Here is a 16,599-nt window from a genome sequence, read left to right as displayed (position 1 = left end):
ATCATGGCGGTTCAGCAGACGAAAAGAGAGCTCGAAGCGGTCCTGCGCAAGGGCGATTACGCCGCATGCAGAGAGGCGGTCAAGAACTGGCCGCCGCGCGACATCGCGGAGCTGCTGGACGACGCGTCAAGAGAGGACGAAGTCGTTCTGTTCCGCATCCTGCCTCGCGAGGTCGCGGCCGAGACGTTCAGCTACCTGGCGCCGTACCAGCAAGAACGGTTGCTCAAGGCAATGGCGAGAGATGACGTCACGGCGATCCTCGATCGGATGCCGGACGACGATCGCACGCTGCTTCTCGAGGAGATGCCCGCCAGCGCGACGAAGCAGCTCCTCGAGCTCTTGACGCCGAAGGAGCGTGCCGACGCCGTCAGGATGCTCGGCTACCCCGAGGACAGCGTCGGGCGCCTGATGACCGCCCACTACGTGGCCGTGCGGGCCGACTGGACGGTGCAACAGGTTCTCGATCACGTGCGCGAGCGCGGTCATGACAGCGAGACGCTGAGCCTGATCTACGTCGTCGACGAGAAGGGCATCCTGATCGACGACATCCGGATCCGCAGCTTCCTGCTGGCGCCGCTCACCGCCAAGGTCTCCGATCTCATGGACTACCGCTACGTGGCACTCAAGGCGACGGATCGCCAGCGGGATGCCGTGCAGGTGTTCCAGCAGCAGGATCTCAAGGCGCTTCCGGTCACGGACTCGGCGGGCGTCTTGATCGGCATCGTGACGATCGACGACGTCCTCGAGGTGGCCGAGAGAGCGGCGACGAGGGAAATCCAGCGGGTCGGCGGCTCCGAGGCGCTGGAAGAGCCCTACATGGAGATCTCTCTTGCCCGGCTCGTGAGGAAGCGGGCGGGCTGGCTCGTGATCCTGTTCCTCGGAGAGATGCTGACGGCGACCGCGATGGGCTTCTTCGAGAAGGAGATCGCGAAGGCGGTCGTCCTGGCGCTGTTCGTCCCCCTCATCATCTCGAGCGGCGGGAACTCCGGATCGCAGGCATCGACCTTGGTCATTCGCGCGCTTGCGCTTGGAGAGGTGAAGCTCCGCGACTGGTGGCGCGTGGCGCGGCGCGAGGTCTTCTCCGGCCTCGCCCTCGGCGGCATCCTCGGTACGATCGGCTTCCTCCGCATCACGGTTTGGTCGTTTTTCTCGAATCTCTACGGCCCCCACTGGCTGCTCGTGGCATTGACGGTCGGTCTCGCGCTTATCGGGATCGTTCTGTGGGGAACGCTCGCAGGCTCGATGCTGCCGTTCGTCCTTCGCCGACTCGGTTTCGACCCAGCGACCTCTTCCGCTCCCTTCGTCGCCACGCTCGTCGACGTCACGGGCCTCGTCATCTACTTCAGCGTCGGTATCGTGATCTTGCGTGGCACGCTGCTGTAGCCCCAGGCTCCGGTCACGCTCCGTCGAGCACGCATCTTGCTCGTGAGAACGCGGACCAAGTTGACACCGCGTCCCGTTCGGCGTATCCGGTCTTATGGGGGCGTGTCATTTGCCGGGACGGGGCGGAAAGAGGTGGGGTATGAGAACGCTTTTCGTGATCGCCGGAGTTACGTTATTGTCATTGCGCGTCGCGGCGCAGACACAAACCATCACATTCGTCTCCGACACGTCCTGGTCGGTCACCGACCCGCAGGGGAACCCTCTCGGCTTCGCGCAGAGCGTGTGCGGCGCTCCCGGCGCCCCGCTTCCACCCAACTGCACGGCCGCACCTGGAGGCGTCTGGGGAGCGGACAGTCAATTGTCCGAGATCCCGGGAGCAACCTGGATCTGGGCTCCGGGGCTCGCGGGCAGTACTCCGATCAGCACCGATCCGGAGGTCCTGTTCACGAACGCGTTCTTTCTCGCGGGACCACCGGTGAGCGGCACCATTCGGATCGCCGCCGACGATTTCGCGAAGGTACTCGTGAACGGAGCGCCTGCCGGAACCATCGGAAGCCTGACGGACGCAGGCGCTTCCGCGGCGGCTTCCGCCTCCCTCACGACGTTCGATCTCACCCCGTTCCTCGTCCCCGGCGCGAACATCATCACCATCGATGGGGCGAACGCCTCGTTCGGTTGTACCACCTATGATTGCAACCCCGCGGGGGTCGTCTTCGGCGGCTCGCTCGAGTACTTCGCGATCACGTCGCTCCCCATCGACATCCAGCCCGGGAGCTTTCCCAACACGATCAACCCTCGAAGCAAGGGCGTGACCCCGGTCGCGATCCTCTCGGTGCCGGGCTTCGACGCGAGGAGCGTCGTCCCCTCCACGGTCAGGTTCGGCAAGACCGGGACCGAGACCGGTCCCGTGCACTACTCGTATCAAGACGTCGATCTGGACGGCGATCTCGACCTTGTCCTGACGTTCAAGACCCAGTCGACGGGCATCCGCTGCGGCACGACCTCCGCGGTGCTTCGCGGGACGTTGGTCACCGGGCAGACGATGGACGGGACCGATTCGGTCGTCACCACCGGCTGCAAGTAGCGACCCGACGGGTCTCGATCACGCCACGCGTGGTGAAGCCGCGGCCCGCCGCACCTGCGCGATCAAGTCAGCCGGGTCGAACGGCTTCGTGAGCAGGATGCCGCCCAGGCGGCGGACGCGATCCTCGAGCCACGGGTCGGCGTAGCCGGTGAGCATCACCACGGGAAGGCGCGGCTTCAGCCGCCGGCACGACTCGAGCAACCGCAACCCGTCATAGATCGGCATCCGCCAGTCGGTCACGACGATGTCCGCCCCTTCGGCCAGAAGGAGCAGCATGCCGGTCAGTGCGTCGGGGGCGGTGACCGCCTCGAATCCTTCCTCGTCGATCAGCTCTCCGAGCCACTCGCGCATCGCTTCGTCGTCTTCGACGACGAGAACCCGGGCTGAATGAGGGCGCGGCGCCACCCGGAGCGCCGGCGGCGTGCGGAGCGTGGGGGCGAATTCGACGTTCATGGCTCAGGAGCTCTCATTACAACACCTTCCTTTTCGTACGATCGTGTCTCCGGTGAAAACCTCCTCGCGAACGACGTGCCAGCGCGCGATGAGCGGCCGCGGTGACGGATCGGGGCAATTCCCTGAGTCGTGACCGAGACCGGTGTGGCATCGCGCTACGTTCTGAGGCGTTTTCGTACTCGCGTGTCGATCGCCACCCAAAGCGGGCTTCGCGCGCCACGATCGTGAGGTGATGACTACGAGAAACCGACGCCGCTACATCCGCGAGAGTACTCGCGCAATGGGATTGGTCACGCGGATCGCGGTCACCGAGTCGGCGCTGTCGTAACCGACGCTCAGCTCGATGCCGTCGTCATAGCAGTAGGTCACCGTGCGCTCGCCGATCTCGGGGCCGGTGACGTGCCCGTCGACGAACGTCGTCCCGTACAACGCCTCGACCCTCTTGCGGGCATCGCCCAGCCGCAGTCCCCGCCCGCTGGCGTACGTCGCGTCGGCACGGTCGCTGCTGATCTGAAGGATCTCGATTCTGTCGCCGTGTCCCGAGACGCCGAGCGCGGTCTCGCCGCGGGTCCACTTGTGCTTGACCCACTGCTGGCCTTCCGCGTCGCGGTCGAAGAAGAGGTACTTCGACTTCTGCGGCTTCCCCATGCGCGTATCGACAGCCGACATCGTGTCGCGCTTGATGTCGAACCCGGCCACGGTCCGCTCGGAAGGCCCCGGGATGACCTTGTCGGCGGGGCACATGCCTGCGTGAGAGGTGGACGCGAGGAGAAGGCAGAGCGCGAGGGTCGAGAGAATGGCTTTCATGCCGAGTAGTACGTCCGGAAGTGCGTTTGGTCGGGAAATCGACTGGAGGAAGTAGGCCCGAGCGCCGATCCGGCAATGCCGCGCGCGGGCGTCGATGCGGCGCCTGCCCTACCATGCCCGGCCAAGGAGGACAGGCGATGAACGGCGCGGATGTGATCTCGGACGAGCTTCGGAACTTCTCTTACATCATGAAATTCCTGAAGCCATCGGCGGGCGAGAGGCCGCGCCTCGCGGGGATCGACATCGACTCCGACTCGCTGCCGCTGAACGGCGTGCTCGGCGGCGACCACATCGTCTACGTTGACTTCAACAGGCGCTACGACCTCGACGATCTCGCGGCGAAGGCGGCCGCCGCGGGCAGGTCGGACCTCGCGGCGCAGCTTCGCGAGAACAAGCACCGCGCCGGAATCCTCCTCGCCGATGTCGCCGGCCACCGCCTGACCGATGCGCTCGTCGCCGCGATGCTCCACCAGGCGTTTCTGGTCGGCGCCCACTACGAGCTCGAGATGTTCGGCCAGATCACGACCCGCCTGTTCGAGCACATCCGGACGCGCTTCTACGAATCGACGAACATCAAGAAGCTCATCGCGCTGATCTACGGCGAGATCACCGACAAGGGACGCTTCCGCTACCTCTCCGCCGGCCACACGCCGCCGCGGGTCTTCTCGCGCGAGTTCAGCAGGATCATGCCCCTCGGCGCGGAGCGCACCATCTCCGAATCGCTCATCGGCATCTTCCCCGCGTCCACCGGCGCCCGCGTCAACGAGATCGAGCTCCTCGGCTCGGGGGACATCCTCCTCCTGGCCACCGACGGACTCTTCGACCACGCCGACGGGCGCTTCCTGGCCGAAGGCCTCGAGCCGTGCCTGGACGATGCGAAGGATCTCTCGGCGACCGAGATCTGCGCGCGACTGCGGAAGGCGATCGTCGCCTACGGGCCGGCGGACGACGACATTTCGTACGTGGTGGTCAAGCGGTCCTGAAGGCCGTCACGGTCGTGGGCGATCGCGGGAGGCTGCGAGGAACGCGCCCCGCCTGCTTCAGGCCAACAGCTCGCGGACGATCCGGTTCACAACAGCGCCGTCGGCCGCACCTTTCAGCTTCGGCATCACGATCTTCATGATCGCCCCCATCTCCTTCGCCGAGGTCGCTCCCGTCTCGGCGATCGCGGCGGCGACGATCCGGCGGACCTCATCGTCGGACATCTGGGCAGGCAAGTACTGCTGAACGATCGCGAGCTCGGCCTCTTCCTTGGTCGCGAGGTCTTCTTTCCCACCGTTCCGGAAGGCCTCGATGGAATCGCGGCGCTGCTTGGCGTACGCGGCGATCACCGCAAGGGATTCCGCATCTTCGAGGACGTAGTCCGGACCCTTGCGCGTCCGCTGCTCGACCTCGGCCTCCATGATCTTCGACTTGAGCATGCGGACGACACCGAGCCGCAGCGTGTCCTTGGCCTTCATCGCGGCGGTCAGATCGGCGACGATGCGTTCTCTGATCTTCATGTGTCTCTCGGTCGCTGAGTGGAATCCAACGACCGACGATACCATCGGCGCACCGAACTCACCTCGACGCACGGACGCGCGGGAGGGCGCCCCATCCGTGTATCTCGACTATCGCGCCCTGGTCACGAGACGGGTAGAAATGACGCACGCGCCGATGAAAAGACCGTGTGTTCGCACCTGGCACGGGGATAGCACTGTCTCCTGCTTGGTCGAGCGGGGTCAATCGCATCGGCCATCGCGCCAACGACTTCGGAGGTGCCTCATGCGAGCCAGTCTCTCGATCCTCGTCGCATCCGCGCTCTGTTTCGGCATCGTCTCCGCTGCCGAGCCCGTCCGCGGCGACCACCACCATGGCGAACCTCCCGGCCACGCGAAGCATGGCGGTCTCCCGCCAGGGCTCGCGAAGAAGTTCGGGCCCAGCGTCCCGGAGCGGTGTTACGTCGCCGTCGACCCGCGCTATGACGATCGCGCGTGGTTCCTGATCGACGGGCGCTGGGTACTCCGGCAAGGGTTCGAGCCCGACGTGCGTGTCGAGGTGCGCCACGTCTTGGCACTCCCGCCGTTGCCGAGTCCGCCGCCGGTGCCCCTCCCGAAGCTCCAAGTCGGCCTGCACGTCGTGCTCTTCGGGTGATCATCGTCCGCGGGAGATAGGAACATCAGGGAAGGGCACGACCTTTCGCGTGAGCTTCCCGCGAAGCTACCCGGACGCCTGACAGCGGGGCCGTCCGGGGCGTGGACGGCGGCCAAAGCGCGGCAGAAAGTTCCCCCACCGGCGCCGGGCGTGCGTATATTGTCGAGGCCTCAGGAGGAAGTGATGGCCTCGCGTTCCCGCATGCTCATGTGTTGTTGTCGAACCCAAGGCGGGAGAGGAGTGCCGCGAGCCTGAGCCACCACTGATCTGAGGTTCGAGCATTTCAGACCCGCAACGGCGCCGCCGGAGCGGGTTTTTTGTTGTCCGGCACCGGCGTCGCCTCGCGGGACAGGAGGACACGACGCCATGGCCCTCACACGACCGATCGCGATCTTCTACGAGCATCCGCATTGGTTCGAGCCGCTCTTCGCGGAGCTCTCGCGCCGGGGTATTCCCTTCCTCAAGCTCGACGCCGCGCGGCATGCGTTCGATCCCGCGGGCCACGAGGAGTCGTTCGCGCTCCTCTTCAACCGGATGAGCCCTTCGGCGTGGAAGCGAGGCCATGGCGAGGCGATCTTTTCGACGCGTGACTTCATCGCGCACGTCGAGGGCCGCGGCGTTCCCGTGTTCAACGGCGCTCGCGCCTTCGGCTTCGAGATCAGCAAAGCGTTGCAAGTGTCGCTCTTGGAGCGGCTGCAACTTCCCGTCCCGCGCACGCGCGTCGTCAACCACCCGTCGCTCCTGCTCGGTGCTTCGCGAGAGCTTCGCTTCCCGCTCGTCGTCAAGCCGAACGTCGGTGGAAGCGGAGCCGGGATTATCCGGTTCGACGATGCCTCGGAGCTCTTGGCCGCGGTCGTCGCAGGCCGCGTCGGGACCGGCTTGGACGGCACGACCCTGCTCCAGGAGTACCACGCGCCCCGACACGATTCGATCGTCCGTGTCGAGACGCTCGAGGGACGGTACCTCTACGGGATCCGCATTCATCTCGGCGAAGGCGCGGGATTCGACCTCTGCCCCGCGGATGTGTGCAAGACCGTGGGGGGCGACGACCTCGTGAGCGCCGCGTGTCCGGTCGGCGCGGCCAAGGCGGGCCTGACCGTCGAGGCGTTCACGCCACCGGCCGAGATCGTCCGGCAGGTCGAGCGGATCGCGCAGGCGGCCGACCTCGACGTCGGAGGGATCGAGTACCTGGAAAGCGATCGCGATGGGCGCCTGTACTTCTATGACGTCAACGCGCTCTCCAACTTCGTCGCCGATCCGGTGCGTGTCGTGGGACTCGACCCGACCGCGCGCCTCGTCGACGCCCTTCTTGCACGTGCAAGGTCCGAGGACGCCGAGGCGCCGGCCGCCGCGGCCGGGGGGAGGGGGCTATGAGCTTGAGATTCGGATATTGGCTCCCCGTCTTCGGAGGATGGCTCCGCAACGTCGACGACGAGGGAATGCCCGCGACCTGGGAGTACGTGCGCGACCTCGCGGTGCGCAGCGAGAAGATCGGGTTCGACCTCACGCTCGTCGCGGAGCTGAATCTGAACGACATCAAAGGCCCGGAGGCCCCCGCGCTCGACGCGTGGTCGACGGCGGCGGCGTTGGCCGCGGTCACACGCCGCCTCGAGCTGATGGTCGCGGTGCGGCCGACGTTCCACCATCCGGCGCTCTTCGCCAAGCAGGCGGCCAACATCGATCGGATCAGCGGCGGACGGCTGGCCTTGAACGTCGTCTCCTCGTGGTGGAAGGATGAGTCGAGGCAGCACGGACTTCCGTTCGACGAGCACGACCGGCGCTACGAGCGCACGGACGAGTGGCTCTCGGTCGTCAAGGGAATGTGGACCGAATCCAGGTTCACGCACGCCGGGCAGCTCTACCGGATCGACGAGGCGATCCTCGAGCCCAAGCCCGCCCGCGCGCCGTGGCCCCCGTTCTACGCCGGCGGCGAGTCGGAAGCCGCGAAGGACCTGATCGCGCGCCAAGGGGACGCTTACGTCATGCACGGCGACGCGCCCGAGACGATCGCCCGCAAGATCGCCGACATGCGGGAGCGTCGCGCGCGCCTCGCCCCGAACGCACCACCGCTCCTCTTCGGCGTCTCCGGCTTCGTCGTCTGCCGCAGGACCGACGAGGCCGCGAGACGTGAGATCGCGCGCATCACCGACGTGCGCGCGAGCGCGCGCGGTTACTCCAACTACGAGCAATGGATCGCCGGCACGAAGCTCGAGACGAGGGTCAGCCTCGAGGACTACTCGGTCTCGAACCGTGGCCTGCGGTCGGGGCTCGTCGGAACCCCCGACGCGATCGCGGAGCGGCTCGGCGCGTTCGAGCGAGCGGGCGCCGATCTGACGCTTCTTCAGTTCTCGCCGCAGGCGGAGGAGATGGATCGCTTCGCCTCAGAGGTGATCCCCCGGCTGCGCCGGCAGGGAGAGGAGTCCGTCGCATGAGCACGCCGGTCCGCGCCCTCGACGGCCCTCCACTCGTCCATGAGCTTCTCGCCAGACGCAGGAGCCCACGGGCGATCGATCCCCGTCGGCCGGTCTCGCGACTTGCGATCCGCACGCTTCTCGAAGCGGCGCGGATCGCGCCGTCATGCTTCAACGAGCAGCCGTGGCGCTTTCTCGTTTTTGACGCCGAGGACCAGGAGGCGCTCGAGCGCGCGCGAAGCTGTCTCGTCGACGGCAACGCGTGGGCGCGGCGGGCGCCGGTGCTCCTCTTGTCTGTTGCCGCCGAGCGATGGACTGACGGAACCCCGAACCGGCACGCGCAGCACGATGTCGGCCTCGCCTCCGAGAACCTTGCCCTCGAGGCGACCGCTCTTGGCCTCGCGGTTCACCTCATGGCCGGCTTCGATGCCGATCGCGCGCGCGAGCTGTTCGGCATCCCCGACGGATTCACCCCGATGGCGATGATCGCGCTCGGCCATCCCGGCACGGCGGACGACCTCCCTGCCACGCTTCGCGAGCGCGAGCACGCCCCGCGCCGGCGGAAGCCGATCGGTGAGATCGCGTTCGATGCGCATTGGGGGGTCGGATACTGAAGGATGCCGATACCAGCCGTCGATCGACTCACGGACACGGCGACGGCCCGGCCGCCCGCGCGCGGCTCTCCGCGATCGATTTGCTCTGAAGCTTGCGCGCAAGGCGCGCGTCCGTCATACCTACGTCCATGCAATCCACAAAACACATCGGCATCGTCGCCGTCTCCGGTGAAGGCGCGGCGCTCTGCTATCGCACGATCGTCACCGAGGGTGCTGCGATCCTCGGCCGACACGCGCATCCCGAAGTGTCGATGCACACGATCCCGCTCAGCGAGCACATGCGTCCCATCGAGGCCGACCGGTGGGAGGAGGCGGGCGAGCTGTTGCTCGTCTCCGCGCGGAAGCTGGCGTCGATCGGGGCGGAGATCCTGATCTGCCCCGACAACACGGCACATCAGGGGCTGGACCTGGTGCGCGAGAAGTCGCCGGTGCCGTGGCTGCACATCGCGGAGGAGGTCGGCGCGGTCGCTGCGGCGGCCGGGTACAAGCGTCTCGGCATCACGGGGACGCGGTATCTCATGGAAGGGCCGGTCTATCGCCAGAAGCTCGCGGTGCGCGGCATCGGGAGCGCGGTTCCCGACGCCGAGGAGCGCTTCGGGATCAACACGATCATCTTCGACGAGCTGGTGAGCGGGCACTTCACGGAGCCGTCGCGCGAGTACCTGCGCCGGGCGATCCGCGGGCTCGCCGAACGCGGGTGCGACGCGGTCGTCTTGGGCTGCACGGAGATTCCGCTCCTGATCGCGCAGGAGGATTCGCCGATCCCGGTGATTGACTCGACGCGCACGCTGGCGCGGGCGGCGCTCAGAGAGGCGACGAAGGGGATGGGGGCTGATGTTCGGCGTGCTCCGGGTGTCCGATAGGCAACGGCCGCCGTGTTCCTAGCGGTCCAAAGTCCTCGGGGAGCGCCGCACCCTCCGTCTCGTTCGAACCGAACACGTGATTCCTTTCACGGGCTAGCATCCCGTGAATATTCTTGATCACCCTTTAGCCGGATCGTCGAGCGGCTGATCGCGCTGCACCGGCGGACGGGCCTGCCCAGGCGCACTTCGTCGCCCTCGCACATTGGCAATTACCCGAACCGTTGCCAAACCGCATCAGTATATGTTGCTTGACAGCACCATCTGTGATGCGTATGAGTAGGGAATCAAGTTCGGCACCGCACTGATCGCGACCCCGAACAAACGATCGAGTCGGCGTCGACCCGTGGCGCGGTGAACGCGTCACCGTGGGGGATGCGATGAACGAGTCTGCCCTCGAAATTCGATCTCTGGACGAGCTGAGGCGCCACGAGCCCGAAATACTGCGACGCATCGCCGCGGTGCCCAACGGCGGGAATCTGTTCCTCGCCCACCCGTTCATGCTCTTTTCCGAGATCGGGGTCGTCGTGTCGAGCGCCCTACGAGCCGAGCTCGTGCGGGCACGGCCGCTTTTCCATGTTTCCGTGCAGGCCTATCGAGCGATCAAGAGATCGCCCAAGGGTCAGAGGTCCGTCGTCGCAGTGAACCATCTGTTCGCCGACGGACGCGGGAACTGCCATGAGTAGGCTCGCGGGCTTCGACCTGTCGATCGAGATCACCGCCGACGCGATCTTGCGGCTCATCGAATCGACCGTCACCAATCCGTTCGATGGCACGCCTCTCGTTGCGCCGTTCGAGCTCTCGCTCGTCGCCGCGCACCTGATCGTCGAAACGCTCACGCTGACCGCCGACGAACCGGGGAACGCGTTCGTCCTCGGTTTCGTATTCGACGACAGTACGGTGTTCGATACCCAGGTGTTCGGGGCCCCGCTCATCTCATCGGCAACGGTCGATTCGCTGGATGGAACGATCTCGTTCCGAATCCCCGTTCAGAACACGCCGGCGGGTTCGGCGGAGATCGTCCCCTTCCTCGATTTCGCCAGTGCGACGATCTCCGTGGACTTTTCCCCCGGCTCGGATGCGCGCCTGACGGCTGCCGGGGAGACCCCGGCGAATGTCGAGGCCAAAGCGGCGTCTCTCGTCCGCCTCGGCGTGTCGGGAATGAAGCCGATCGCATTGGACAAGGTGATTCCGTTCACTCTCGTCGCGGCCGGCGACGGCCAACTCTATCCGACCGACTACACCGATCCGGTGAATCCCTACAAGGCGCTCTGCGCGAGCCCAACGATGGACCTCGAATTCGTCTCCGTCCGGGCCTTCGCCAAGCGCGATGCAGTCACCTCGCAAGACTTCCTCGTCGTGTTCGGCGAGGTCATCGCGCAGAACGTGGGCAACGGGGATCCTTCGCAGAAGACGACCACGTCTCTTTCCGCCGGCGACGACCTCTGCATCAGCCTCTCCCCCGAGATCTTCAAACGGTTCTTCTTCTGCCCTGCGATCTCGTGCGCGCTCACGACCGCGAAGCTCGACGACAAGAAGCACGTTCAATCGCAATGCGGGACCGACACGATCGACCTGGGGTCGGACCGGAAGCTCACTCGACTGGACTTTCAATTCCAGGACGGCTCCATCGCCCTCGACATCGCCGGCCGGTATGAGCCCACCTGCTTGACGGGTGTCGCTCAACTCCCCGCAACGCTCACCTTCCAAGTTGCCGGTGGCGCGGTCGCGTTGAGCGCGAACTTCGGCCAGCTTCAATTCCAAGCCAGCGTCGATGACTGGTGCTGGGCACTGGCCGGCATCTTCGGCGGCCCTGTGGGCTTGGCGGTTGCGGGCGCTCTGCAGGCGATCGCGGATAGCTTCGGGTCGCGCCTCGACGACTTCGTCAAGTCGTTTGCGGACTTCGGAGCGACGGGTGGTCTGTTCAAGCTCCCGCAAGCGACCGTCAACGACGTGGTCGTCACTCCGGAGGATCTCACGTTCGGGGCGACAGGCACGGTCGCATTGCCAGCGGGCAAGAGGGAAGGCCTTGCCCTCGTCGGATCGGCAGTGCCGGTCTCCCAGACGGCGGTCCCGCAGCCCGACGGGAACATTCAAGGGACGCTGAGCATTCCCGCCGGCTGCATGGCTGGGGACTATCCGTTCACGGAGTACTCGCAGCAGATCGTCGCGACCTACCAGGCGGTGCCAACACTGTTGGGGCAGCCGCTCCAATTCGAATGGCGAGTGAGCGCCGGCGCGACCACGGTCCTGCTGGCCCCCGGCAGCGGCACTCTCGAGATTCCCGATGTCGATACGCTCTACGACCTGTCGACGATTCCCGTGACTCAACCGGTCCACCTCGACTATTCGCTCGGTCCCGACACGCTCACACTGAGAAACCACCCGGGCGAAGGCACATTCTGGATTGGTATCGATCTTCTCGTGACCGATCCGGTCGGACGAACTGCTGAGGCCCTCGCGTCGACACCGATCAAGGGCGATGAGGTCGACATCGGCGGCGGGTATCTGGAGCGGCTGCAGTACTGCCTCCGCAAGCTCATGGACGAGATCAAAGCGGCAGTCACTCCGAGACCGATCAGGGTTCCTCCGTGGGTCCCGGTGAACTACCCAGCCCCGGACGTCCTGACAAAGCTGATCACTGCGGTCGCAGCGGTCGGCGGCCCTGCGGCGGAACAGTTCTTGGTCTTCGCGCGGCTCGCGCACGGCACGTCGTTCTACCGCGCGCTGTTCGCCAACCGCTTCGGTCCGCAGCTCTCCGCAATGCGACGGCGTCAGTCCATCGATTCGCGGGAATTGTCCTGGAATCGGATTCTTCCATGAGGGGGACACGATGAGCGGCATAGATCCCAACGGAGCCGGATTCAGCTGCACGATGCAAGACCTTTGCAACGCTGTCGACAGTTGCTCGAAGGGCAACTGTGGCGATTGCAATCAGTCCCCCACCGATCCCACGGCGGGCGTTCTCTTCCTCTCGTTCTGGTTGGGCTCGCACATGCTACGGGCGGCAACGCCGCTGACGGTGCGCTTCGCCGGGCGGCGGATCGATCTCGATCGTGATCCCCGACCCGGCGACAGCTTCGATCGCGAGGAGATCGTGGAAGGGCTCGTCCCCGGGACCGGTCCGGTCTGCGTGACGGCGCGAATCCCCCATGTCTCGCAAGGGCGGTGGTCGATCTCCGTGCTGTCGTCGGAAGGGACCGACGGTTCGTTCTGGTCCGGTGAGGTCACCCAGGAGACCAGGGTCGCGATGAACGACGCCGGCGAACCGACGCCCTGGCTCGCCCAAGTCGGGCGCGGACGAGGTCCCGGCGTGATCAAGCCTGCGTGGTTGGTGGCCGTGGGGACGGCTGTCGTTGCGGGGCTGACGATGCAACTGGCCGCTGTCGGGCGCAGTTCCATCGGCGGTGTCGCCGCGACGCTAGTGCTGCTCAGCGCGGTGGCCGCCGGTTACGTCGGGGCCAAGGCGTGGTTCGTCGTGGAGACGCGCAGATCTTGGCGTCAGTTCGGGACGGCGGGGGTCTCGGTCCAGGGGTACCTCCTGGCGGCCACCGTCACGATGTTGCTGGGAGCTTGGGTTGCGGGCTTGCCGATCGGCGCACTCCTGGGCCTTTCGACCCCGGGCCTGTTCGTGGGCCTCGGGCTCGGCAGGGTCGGATGCTTCCTTTCGGGATGCTGCGCTGGCGGTTCGACGAACTCCCGATGGGGTCTCTGGTCTTCCGATGGCCGGATCGCGGCACGACGGATTCCGACTCAGCTGCTCGAGTCCGCCGGGTGCTTGTTGATCGCGTTGGCTTCGCTCTCGGTCACTCGTGCGATCGCACCGGCAGGCTGGCTGCTCGGCGCGGCCTGGGCTGCGTACACCGCGATGCGCGTGCTGGTCATCCTTCCCTTGCGCGACGGACGGCCCGTTCCGGTCGAACCCGCGCGTGCAGCCGAGCCAACGAGCCGGACGCATCGCGGGCTTGCGCCGCACGTCACCGAGCTCGTGCGCATCCATGGACTGTGAGATGGGCGCTCACGGTTCGACCGCTTGCCGGAAGCTGTCCCCTCTCGTCATGGCGCTGGCGCTCGGGGTGACGGGATGCTCGATGACGGTGGAGCAGCAGCTCCAGCGCGTCGCCAAAGATTGGTGCCAGACGATCCGCGCGAGCCAGGTCTTGCCGATTTATCCGCTGTCGGAAGACCTCCAGCCGGGTGATGTGTTCCTGGTCCGGACGCCGATCCAGGATCAGCAGCGCGAGTACGCCGAGAAGGGCTACCTCCAGCTCGACTACCACATCAAGCGCATCATCTACGACGGCCACACGGAGACACCCCCGGTGGCCTCCCTCTACCCGGCCTTCTACGGCGTCGATCGCTACGGCATCAACTACACCGTGCATCCGCCGGCGCAATGGCAATTCCCTGCGGACGGTCATGACGGGGAAACAGGCTGGACGCTGGCGCCGCGGGCGGCGTTCCCGAGCTACAGCTTCTCGGTGAGCCGGTCGGGCGGGATGAACGTGGGAATCCCGGTGCAGGGCGTGCCGGTGGGTTTGAACCTCCTCGGGTCGAGCACGGCTACGGGATCGGTCACGATCGCCGATGCTTACACCTACGGCGTCGACATCGAGCGGATGAAGACGCTGCTGACCGGCTGGGCGGACACACAGCCCGCGAAGGACTTCCTCAAGGCGTTTCCCCCGAGTGACACCGGCCGGCGGGATGCCAAGGGCCGGCGGATCTGGGACTACGCGCTCCTGCGCGTGGTCACGCGCGTCTACCTCACAGGGCGCGTCAACGTTTCGCTCTTCGCCGGCAAGTCCGGTGGCGGCAACCTCTCCGCCGGCGAGCCGCGGCCGGTCGATGCGTTGACGATCGGGAAGGACTCGGATGCGCTGAGCAACCTCGAGAACGTGAACCGCGTTCTCCGTGGCGAGGCGCCCACCAGCGGGATCAAAGCGGTCACCGGCTCGACGACGCCGGCTCCCGCGGATGGAACGACGCAGACGGGCACCACGGAAACCAAGAACGAGACCGGCGACACGGCGCCGGCCGCACCGGCGGCGACGGCAGCCGCGACGACGGGCACCGCCACGCCGCCGGCATCGACGGGTGCGCCGGTGGTCGCGGGTGCGGCGGCCGTCACGAAGTCGCTGGCGCCGGGCGGATCAATCCAGGTCGCCTCCGCGTCGAGCCGGACGATCTCGATGGACGAGACATTCCCCCGGCCGCTCGTAATCGGCTACCTGGGGTTCGATGTCACGATCGAGCGGGACGGCAAGCTCGGGCGATTCGTGTCGACGCTCGACAACTTGCTCAACCGTCCGACCATCGAAGAGAACCCGCCCGTCACGTACGACGCCCAGGACGCCTCGGTCACCGCGCTGAATGACTGGCTGCGTCACAACGACGATGCCGTGAACGCGCAGCACCGCCAAGCCCTCGACGACTGGCTCGCGCTCCACCGGCTCTCGGCGATCCCGCTGTCGGACTTCAAGAACGCCGTCGAGTATCGAGCCGAACGCCAGGCGGCGGTGAAAGACCTCGTGAAGCAATGACGGAAAGGAGCCACGGATGGCATTCCCCAGTCCGATTACCAATGTCCCGCGCGCGAGAGTCGGCGGCGTCGTCCAGGACATGCTCGACTCCGACGACAGCGTGAGCCTGGTCGAGGCCCACGAGGACGACAACGGTACGTTCACCGTCGTGCCGCACCGCACGTCGGCGAATGTATCGAGCTCCGTCGACTTCAAGCGATTCAAGAAGAGCGATTTCCCGGACGCGTGACGATGGCCGGGCCTCCGCTCTACGCGAGCATGGTGCTGCTGTGGGCGCTCATGATGGCCCCGCCGGTCTTCTATCTGACGCGCGTCTGGCCCCGCCGGCGGCGTGAGGTCCTGGCGCTGCTGTCGAACGAGGCGATCGCGCTCTACTTCGAGACCTACTACCCGGCGGAGGTCCCCGACGTCCGGGACGGACGCGAGCGGATCGCGCGGTTCTTCGACGAGCAGTTCAGCAGGCGCAGGTACTACCTTCCGCTGCTGCTGCTCGCGGCGATGTCGGCGTTCGTCGTGTACTGGAGCATGAGCAACCTCTCGGAATCGCTGCGGCACGACGTCGCACCCAGCGAGAAGATCATGCTCGCGGTCCTTGCCCTCGCGGGCGCGTACATGTGGGTGGTGAGCGAGCTGATCACCCGATGGCGGGCCCACGACATGGCACCGTCGGACCTCATCGGCGCATGCCTGAGGCTCGCCATCGGGTTGCCGATGGGGTATGCGCTGTCCGCTCTGTCCATCCAGGAGATCCGCGGGCCGCTCGCGTTCATGCTCGGCGCGTTCCCGACGAAGACCTTGATGGGGATCGCGCGCCGCGTGTCGTCCAAGAAGCTCGATCTCGGGGAAGACGGCCCGTTCGTCGAGAGCGAGCTCGAGAAGCTGCAAGGGATCAACACGCGCGCTGCGGAGAAGCTGGCCGACGAAGGGGTGACGACGATCGTTCAGCTCGCCTACGGCGACCCGCTCGATCTCATGCACCGCTGCTCGAGCTTCAGCTTCAGCTACATCGTCGACTGCATGAGCCAGGCGCTGGCATGGATCTACTTCCCGAAGGACCTGCCGAACCTGACGCGCTACTCGATGCGTGGGGCGATGGAGATCGGCACGCTCATCGACGACCTGGACGGCGGCAATGCCGCCGCGAGCGCCGCGGCGAGGGCGACGTTGACGGCCGGCGCGAAGTGCATCGCGCTCGATGAAGCGGTGCTCGAACGCACGCTACGCGAGATCGCGGGCGATCCTTACACGCTATTCATCCGGGCGGTGTGGCAGCAGAACGGGTCCTAGGACACGGCTGAGCGACAATGCCCC

The 16,599-nt window shown here is 66.3% G+C and carries 17 protein-coding genes; 14 read left to right on the top strand and 3 right to left on the bottom strand.

Features of this window, described 5'->3' with window-relative positions; genetic code table 11:
* The first annotated feature begins 3 nt into the window (after positions 1-3).
* On the top strand, positions 4-1,383 hold the full coding sequence (mgtE, locus tag VFV19_10495) for a magnesium transporter (GenBank protein HEX4824735.1): 1,380 nt from the start codon (positions 4-6) through the stop codon (positions 1,381-1,383).
* A 139-nt stretch (positions 1,384-1,522) separates the two neighbouring features.
* Positions 1,523-2,467 (top strand): hypothetical protein, encoded by a 945-nt coding sequence (locus tag VFV19_10490; GenBank protein HEX4824734.1) that lies wholly within the window; start codon positions 1,523-1,525, stop codon positions 2,465-2,467.
* 18 nt (positions 2,468-2,485) lie between these two features.
* On the opposite strand, the gene VFV19_10485 is transcribed toward VFV19_10490, so the two are convergent.
* Both VFV19_10485 and VFV19_10480 read right to left on the bottom strand, forming a co-directional pair.
* Positions 2,486-2,920, bottom strand: coding sequence for a response regulator (locus tag VFV19_10485; protein ID HEX4824733.1), 435 nt, complete (start codon positions 2,918-2,920; stop codon positions 2,486-2,488).
* A 255-nt stretch (positions 2,921-3,175) separates the two neighbouring features.
* Positions 3,176-3,727 (bottom strand): hypothetical protein, encoded by a 552-nt coding sequence (locus VFV19_10480; GenBank protein ID HEX4824732.1) that lies wholly within the window; start codon positions 3,725-3,727, stop codon positions 3,176-3,178.
* A gap of 137 nt (positions 3,728-3,864) precedes the next feature.
* On the opposite strand from VFV19_10480, the gene VFV19_10475 reads away from it, so the two are divergent.
* Complete coding sequence (locus VFV19_10475) at positions 3,865-4,710, top strand: PP2C family protein-serine/threonine phosphatase (GenBank protein HEX4824731.1); 846 nt, start codon at positions 3,865-3,867, stop codon at positions 4,708-4,710.
* Positions 4,711-4,767: 57 nt separating this feature from the next.
* On the opposite strand, the gene VFV19_10470 is transcribed toward VFV19_10475, so the two are convergent.
* Complete coding sequence (locus VFV19_10470; GenBank protein ID HEX4824730.1) at positions 4,768-5,229, bottom strand: GatB/YqeY domain-containing protein; 462 nt, start codon at positions 5,227-5,229, stop codon at positions 4,768-4,770.
* 262 nt (positions 5,230-5,491) lie between these two features.
* Between VFV19_10470 and VFV19_10465 the strand changes: the two genes are divergently transcribed.
* The 11 genes from VFV19_10465 (at position 5,492) to VFV19_10415 (ending at position 16,575) form a co-directional block, all read left to right on the top strand.
* The gene (locus tag VFV19_10465) at positions 5,492-5,860 is read left to right on the top strand and encodes a hypothetical protein (protein ID HEX4824729.1); all 369 of its coding nucleotides are present in this window, start codon (positions 5,492-5,494) and stop codon (positions 5,858-5,860) included.
* Between the two features lie 366 nt (positions 5,861-6,226).
* Positions 6,227-7,234, top strand: a complete 1,008-nt coding sequence (locus tag VFV19_10460; GenBank protein ID HEX4824728.1) for a hypothetical protein — start codon at positions 6,227-6,229, stop codon at positions 7,232-7,234.
* Positions 7,231-8,292 carry an LLM class flavin-dependent oxidoreductase gene (locus VFV19_10455; protein ID HEX4824727.1) on the top strand — a complete coding sequence of 354 codons (1,062 nt, stop codon included), beginning with the start codon at positions 7,231-7,233 and terminating at the stop codon, positions 8,290-8,292. Before VFV19_10460 ends, VFV19_10455 begins: the two co-directional genes overlap by 4 nt.
* Positions 8,289-8,885: a nitroreductase family protein gene (locus VFV19_10450; GenBank protein ID HEX4824726.1), complete on the top strand. Its 597-nt coding sequence runs from the start codon at positions 8,289-8,291 to the stop codon at positions 8,883-8,885. The genes VFV19_10455 and VFV19_10450 overlap by 4 nt, the downstream gene beginning before the upstream one ends.
* Positions 8,886-9,013: 128 nt before the next feature.
* Complete coding sequence (locus VFV19_10445; GenBank protein HEX4824725.1) at positions 9,014-9,748, top strand: amino acid racemase; 735 nt, start codon at positions 9,014-9,016, stop codon at positions 9,746-9,748.
* Between the two features lie 377 nt (positions 9,749-10,125).
* A complete protein-coding gene (locus VFV19_10440; GenBank protein HEX4824724.1) occupies positions 10,126-10,431 on the top strand; it encodes a hypothetical protein in 306 nt (101 codons plus the stop codon).
* The gene (locus VFV19_10435) at positions 10,424-12,568 is read left to right on the top strand and encodes a hypothetical protein (GenBank protein ID HEX4824723.1); all 2,145 of its coding nucleotides are present in this window, start codon (positions 10,424-10,426) and stop codon (positions 12,566-12,568) included. Before VFV19_10440 ends, VFV19_10435 begins: the two co-directional genes overlap by 8 nt.
* Positions 12,569-12,620: 52 nt before the next feature.
* On the top strand, positions 12,621-13,754 hold the full coding sequence (locus VFV19_10430) for a prolipoprotein diacylglyceryl transferase family protein (GenBank protein HEX4824722.1): 1,134 nt from the start codon (positions 12,621-12,623) through the stop codon (positions 13,752-13,754).
* Position 13,755: 1 nt separating this feature from the next.
* The gene (locus VFV19_10425; GenBank protein HEX4824721.1) at positions 13,756-15,288 is read left to right on the top strand and encodes a hypothetical protein; all 1,533 of its coding nucleotides are present in this window, start codon (positions 13,756-13,758) and stop codon (positions 15,286-15,288) included.
* A 16-nt stretch (positions 15,289-15,304) separates the two neighbouring features.
* Positions 15,305-15,517 carry a hypothetical protein gene (locus VFV19_10420; GenBank protein ID HEX4824720.1) on the top strand — a complete coding sequence of 71 codons (213 nt, stop codon included), beginning with the start codon at positions 15,305-15,307 and terminating at the stop codon, positions 15,515-15,517.
* 2 nt (positions 15,518-15,519) lie between these two features.
* A complete protein-coding gene (locus VFV19_10415) occupies positions 15,520-16,575 on the top strand; it encodes a hypothetical protein (protein ID HEX4824719.1) in 1,056 nt (351 codons plus the stop codon).
* Positions 16,576-16,599 lie beyond the last annotated feature (24 nt).

Source organism: Candidatus Polarisedimenticolaceae bacterium, from assembly GCA_036275915.1.
GTDB lineage: Bacteria > Acidobacteriota > Polarisedimenticolia > Polarisedimenticolales > DASRJG01 > DASRJG01.
This window is presented reverse-complemented; position numbering and strand designations above follow the sequence as displayed.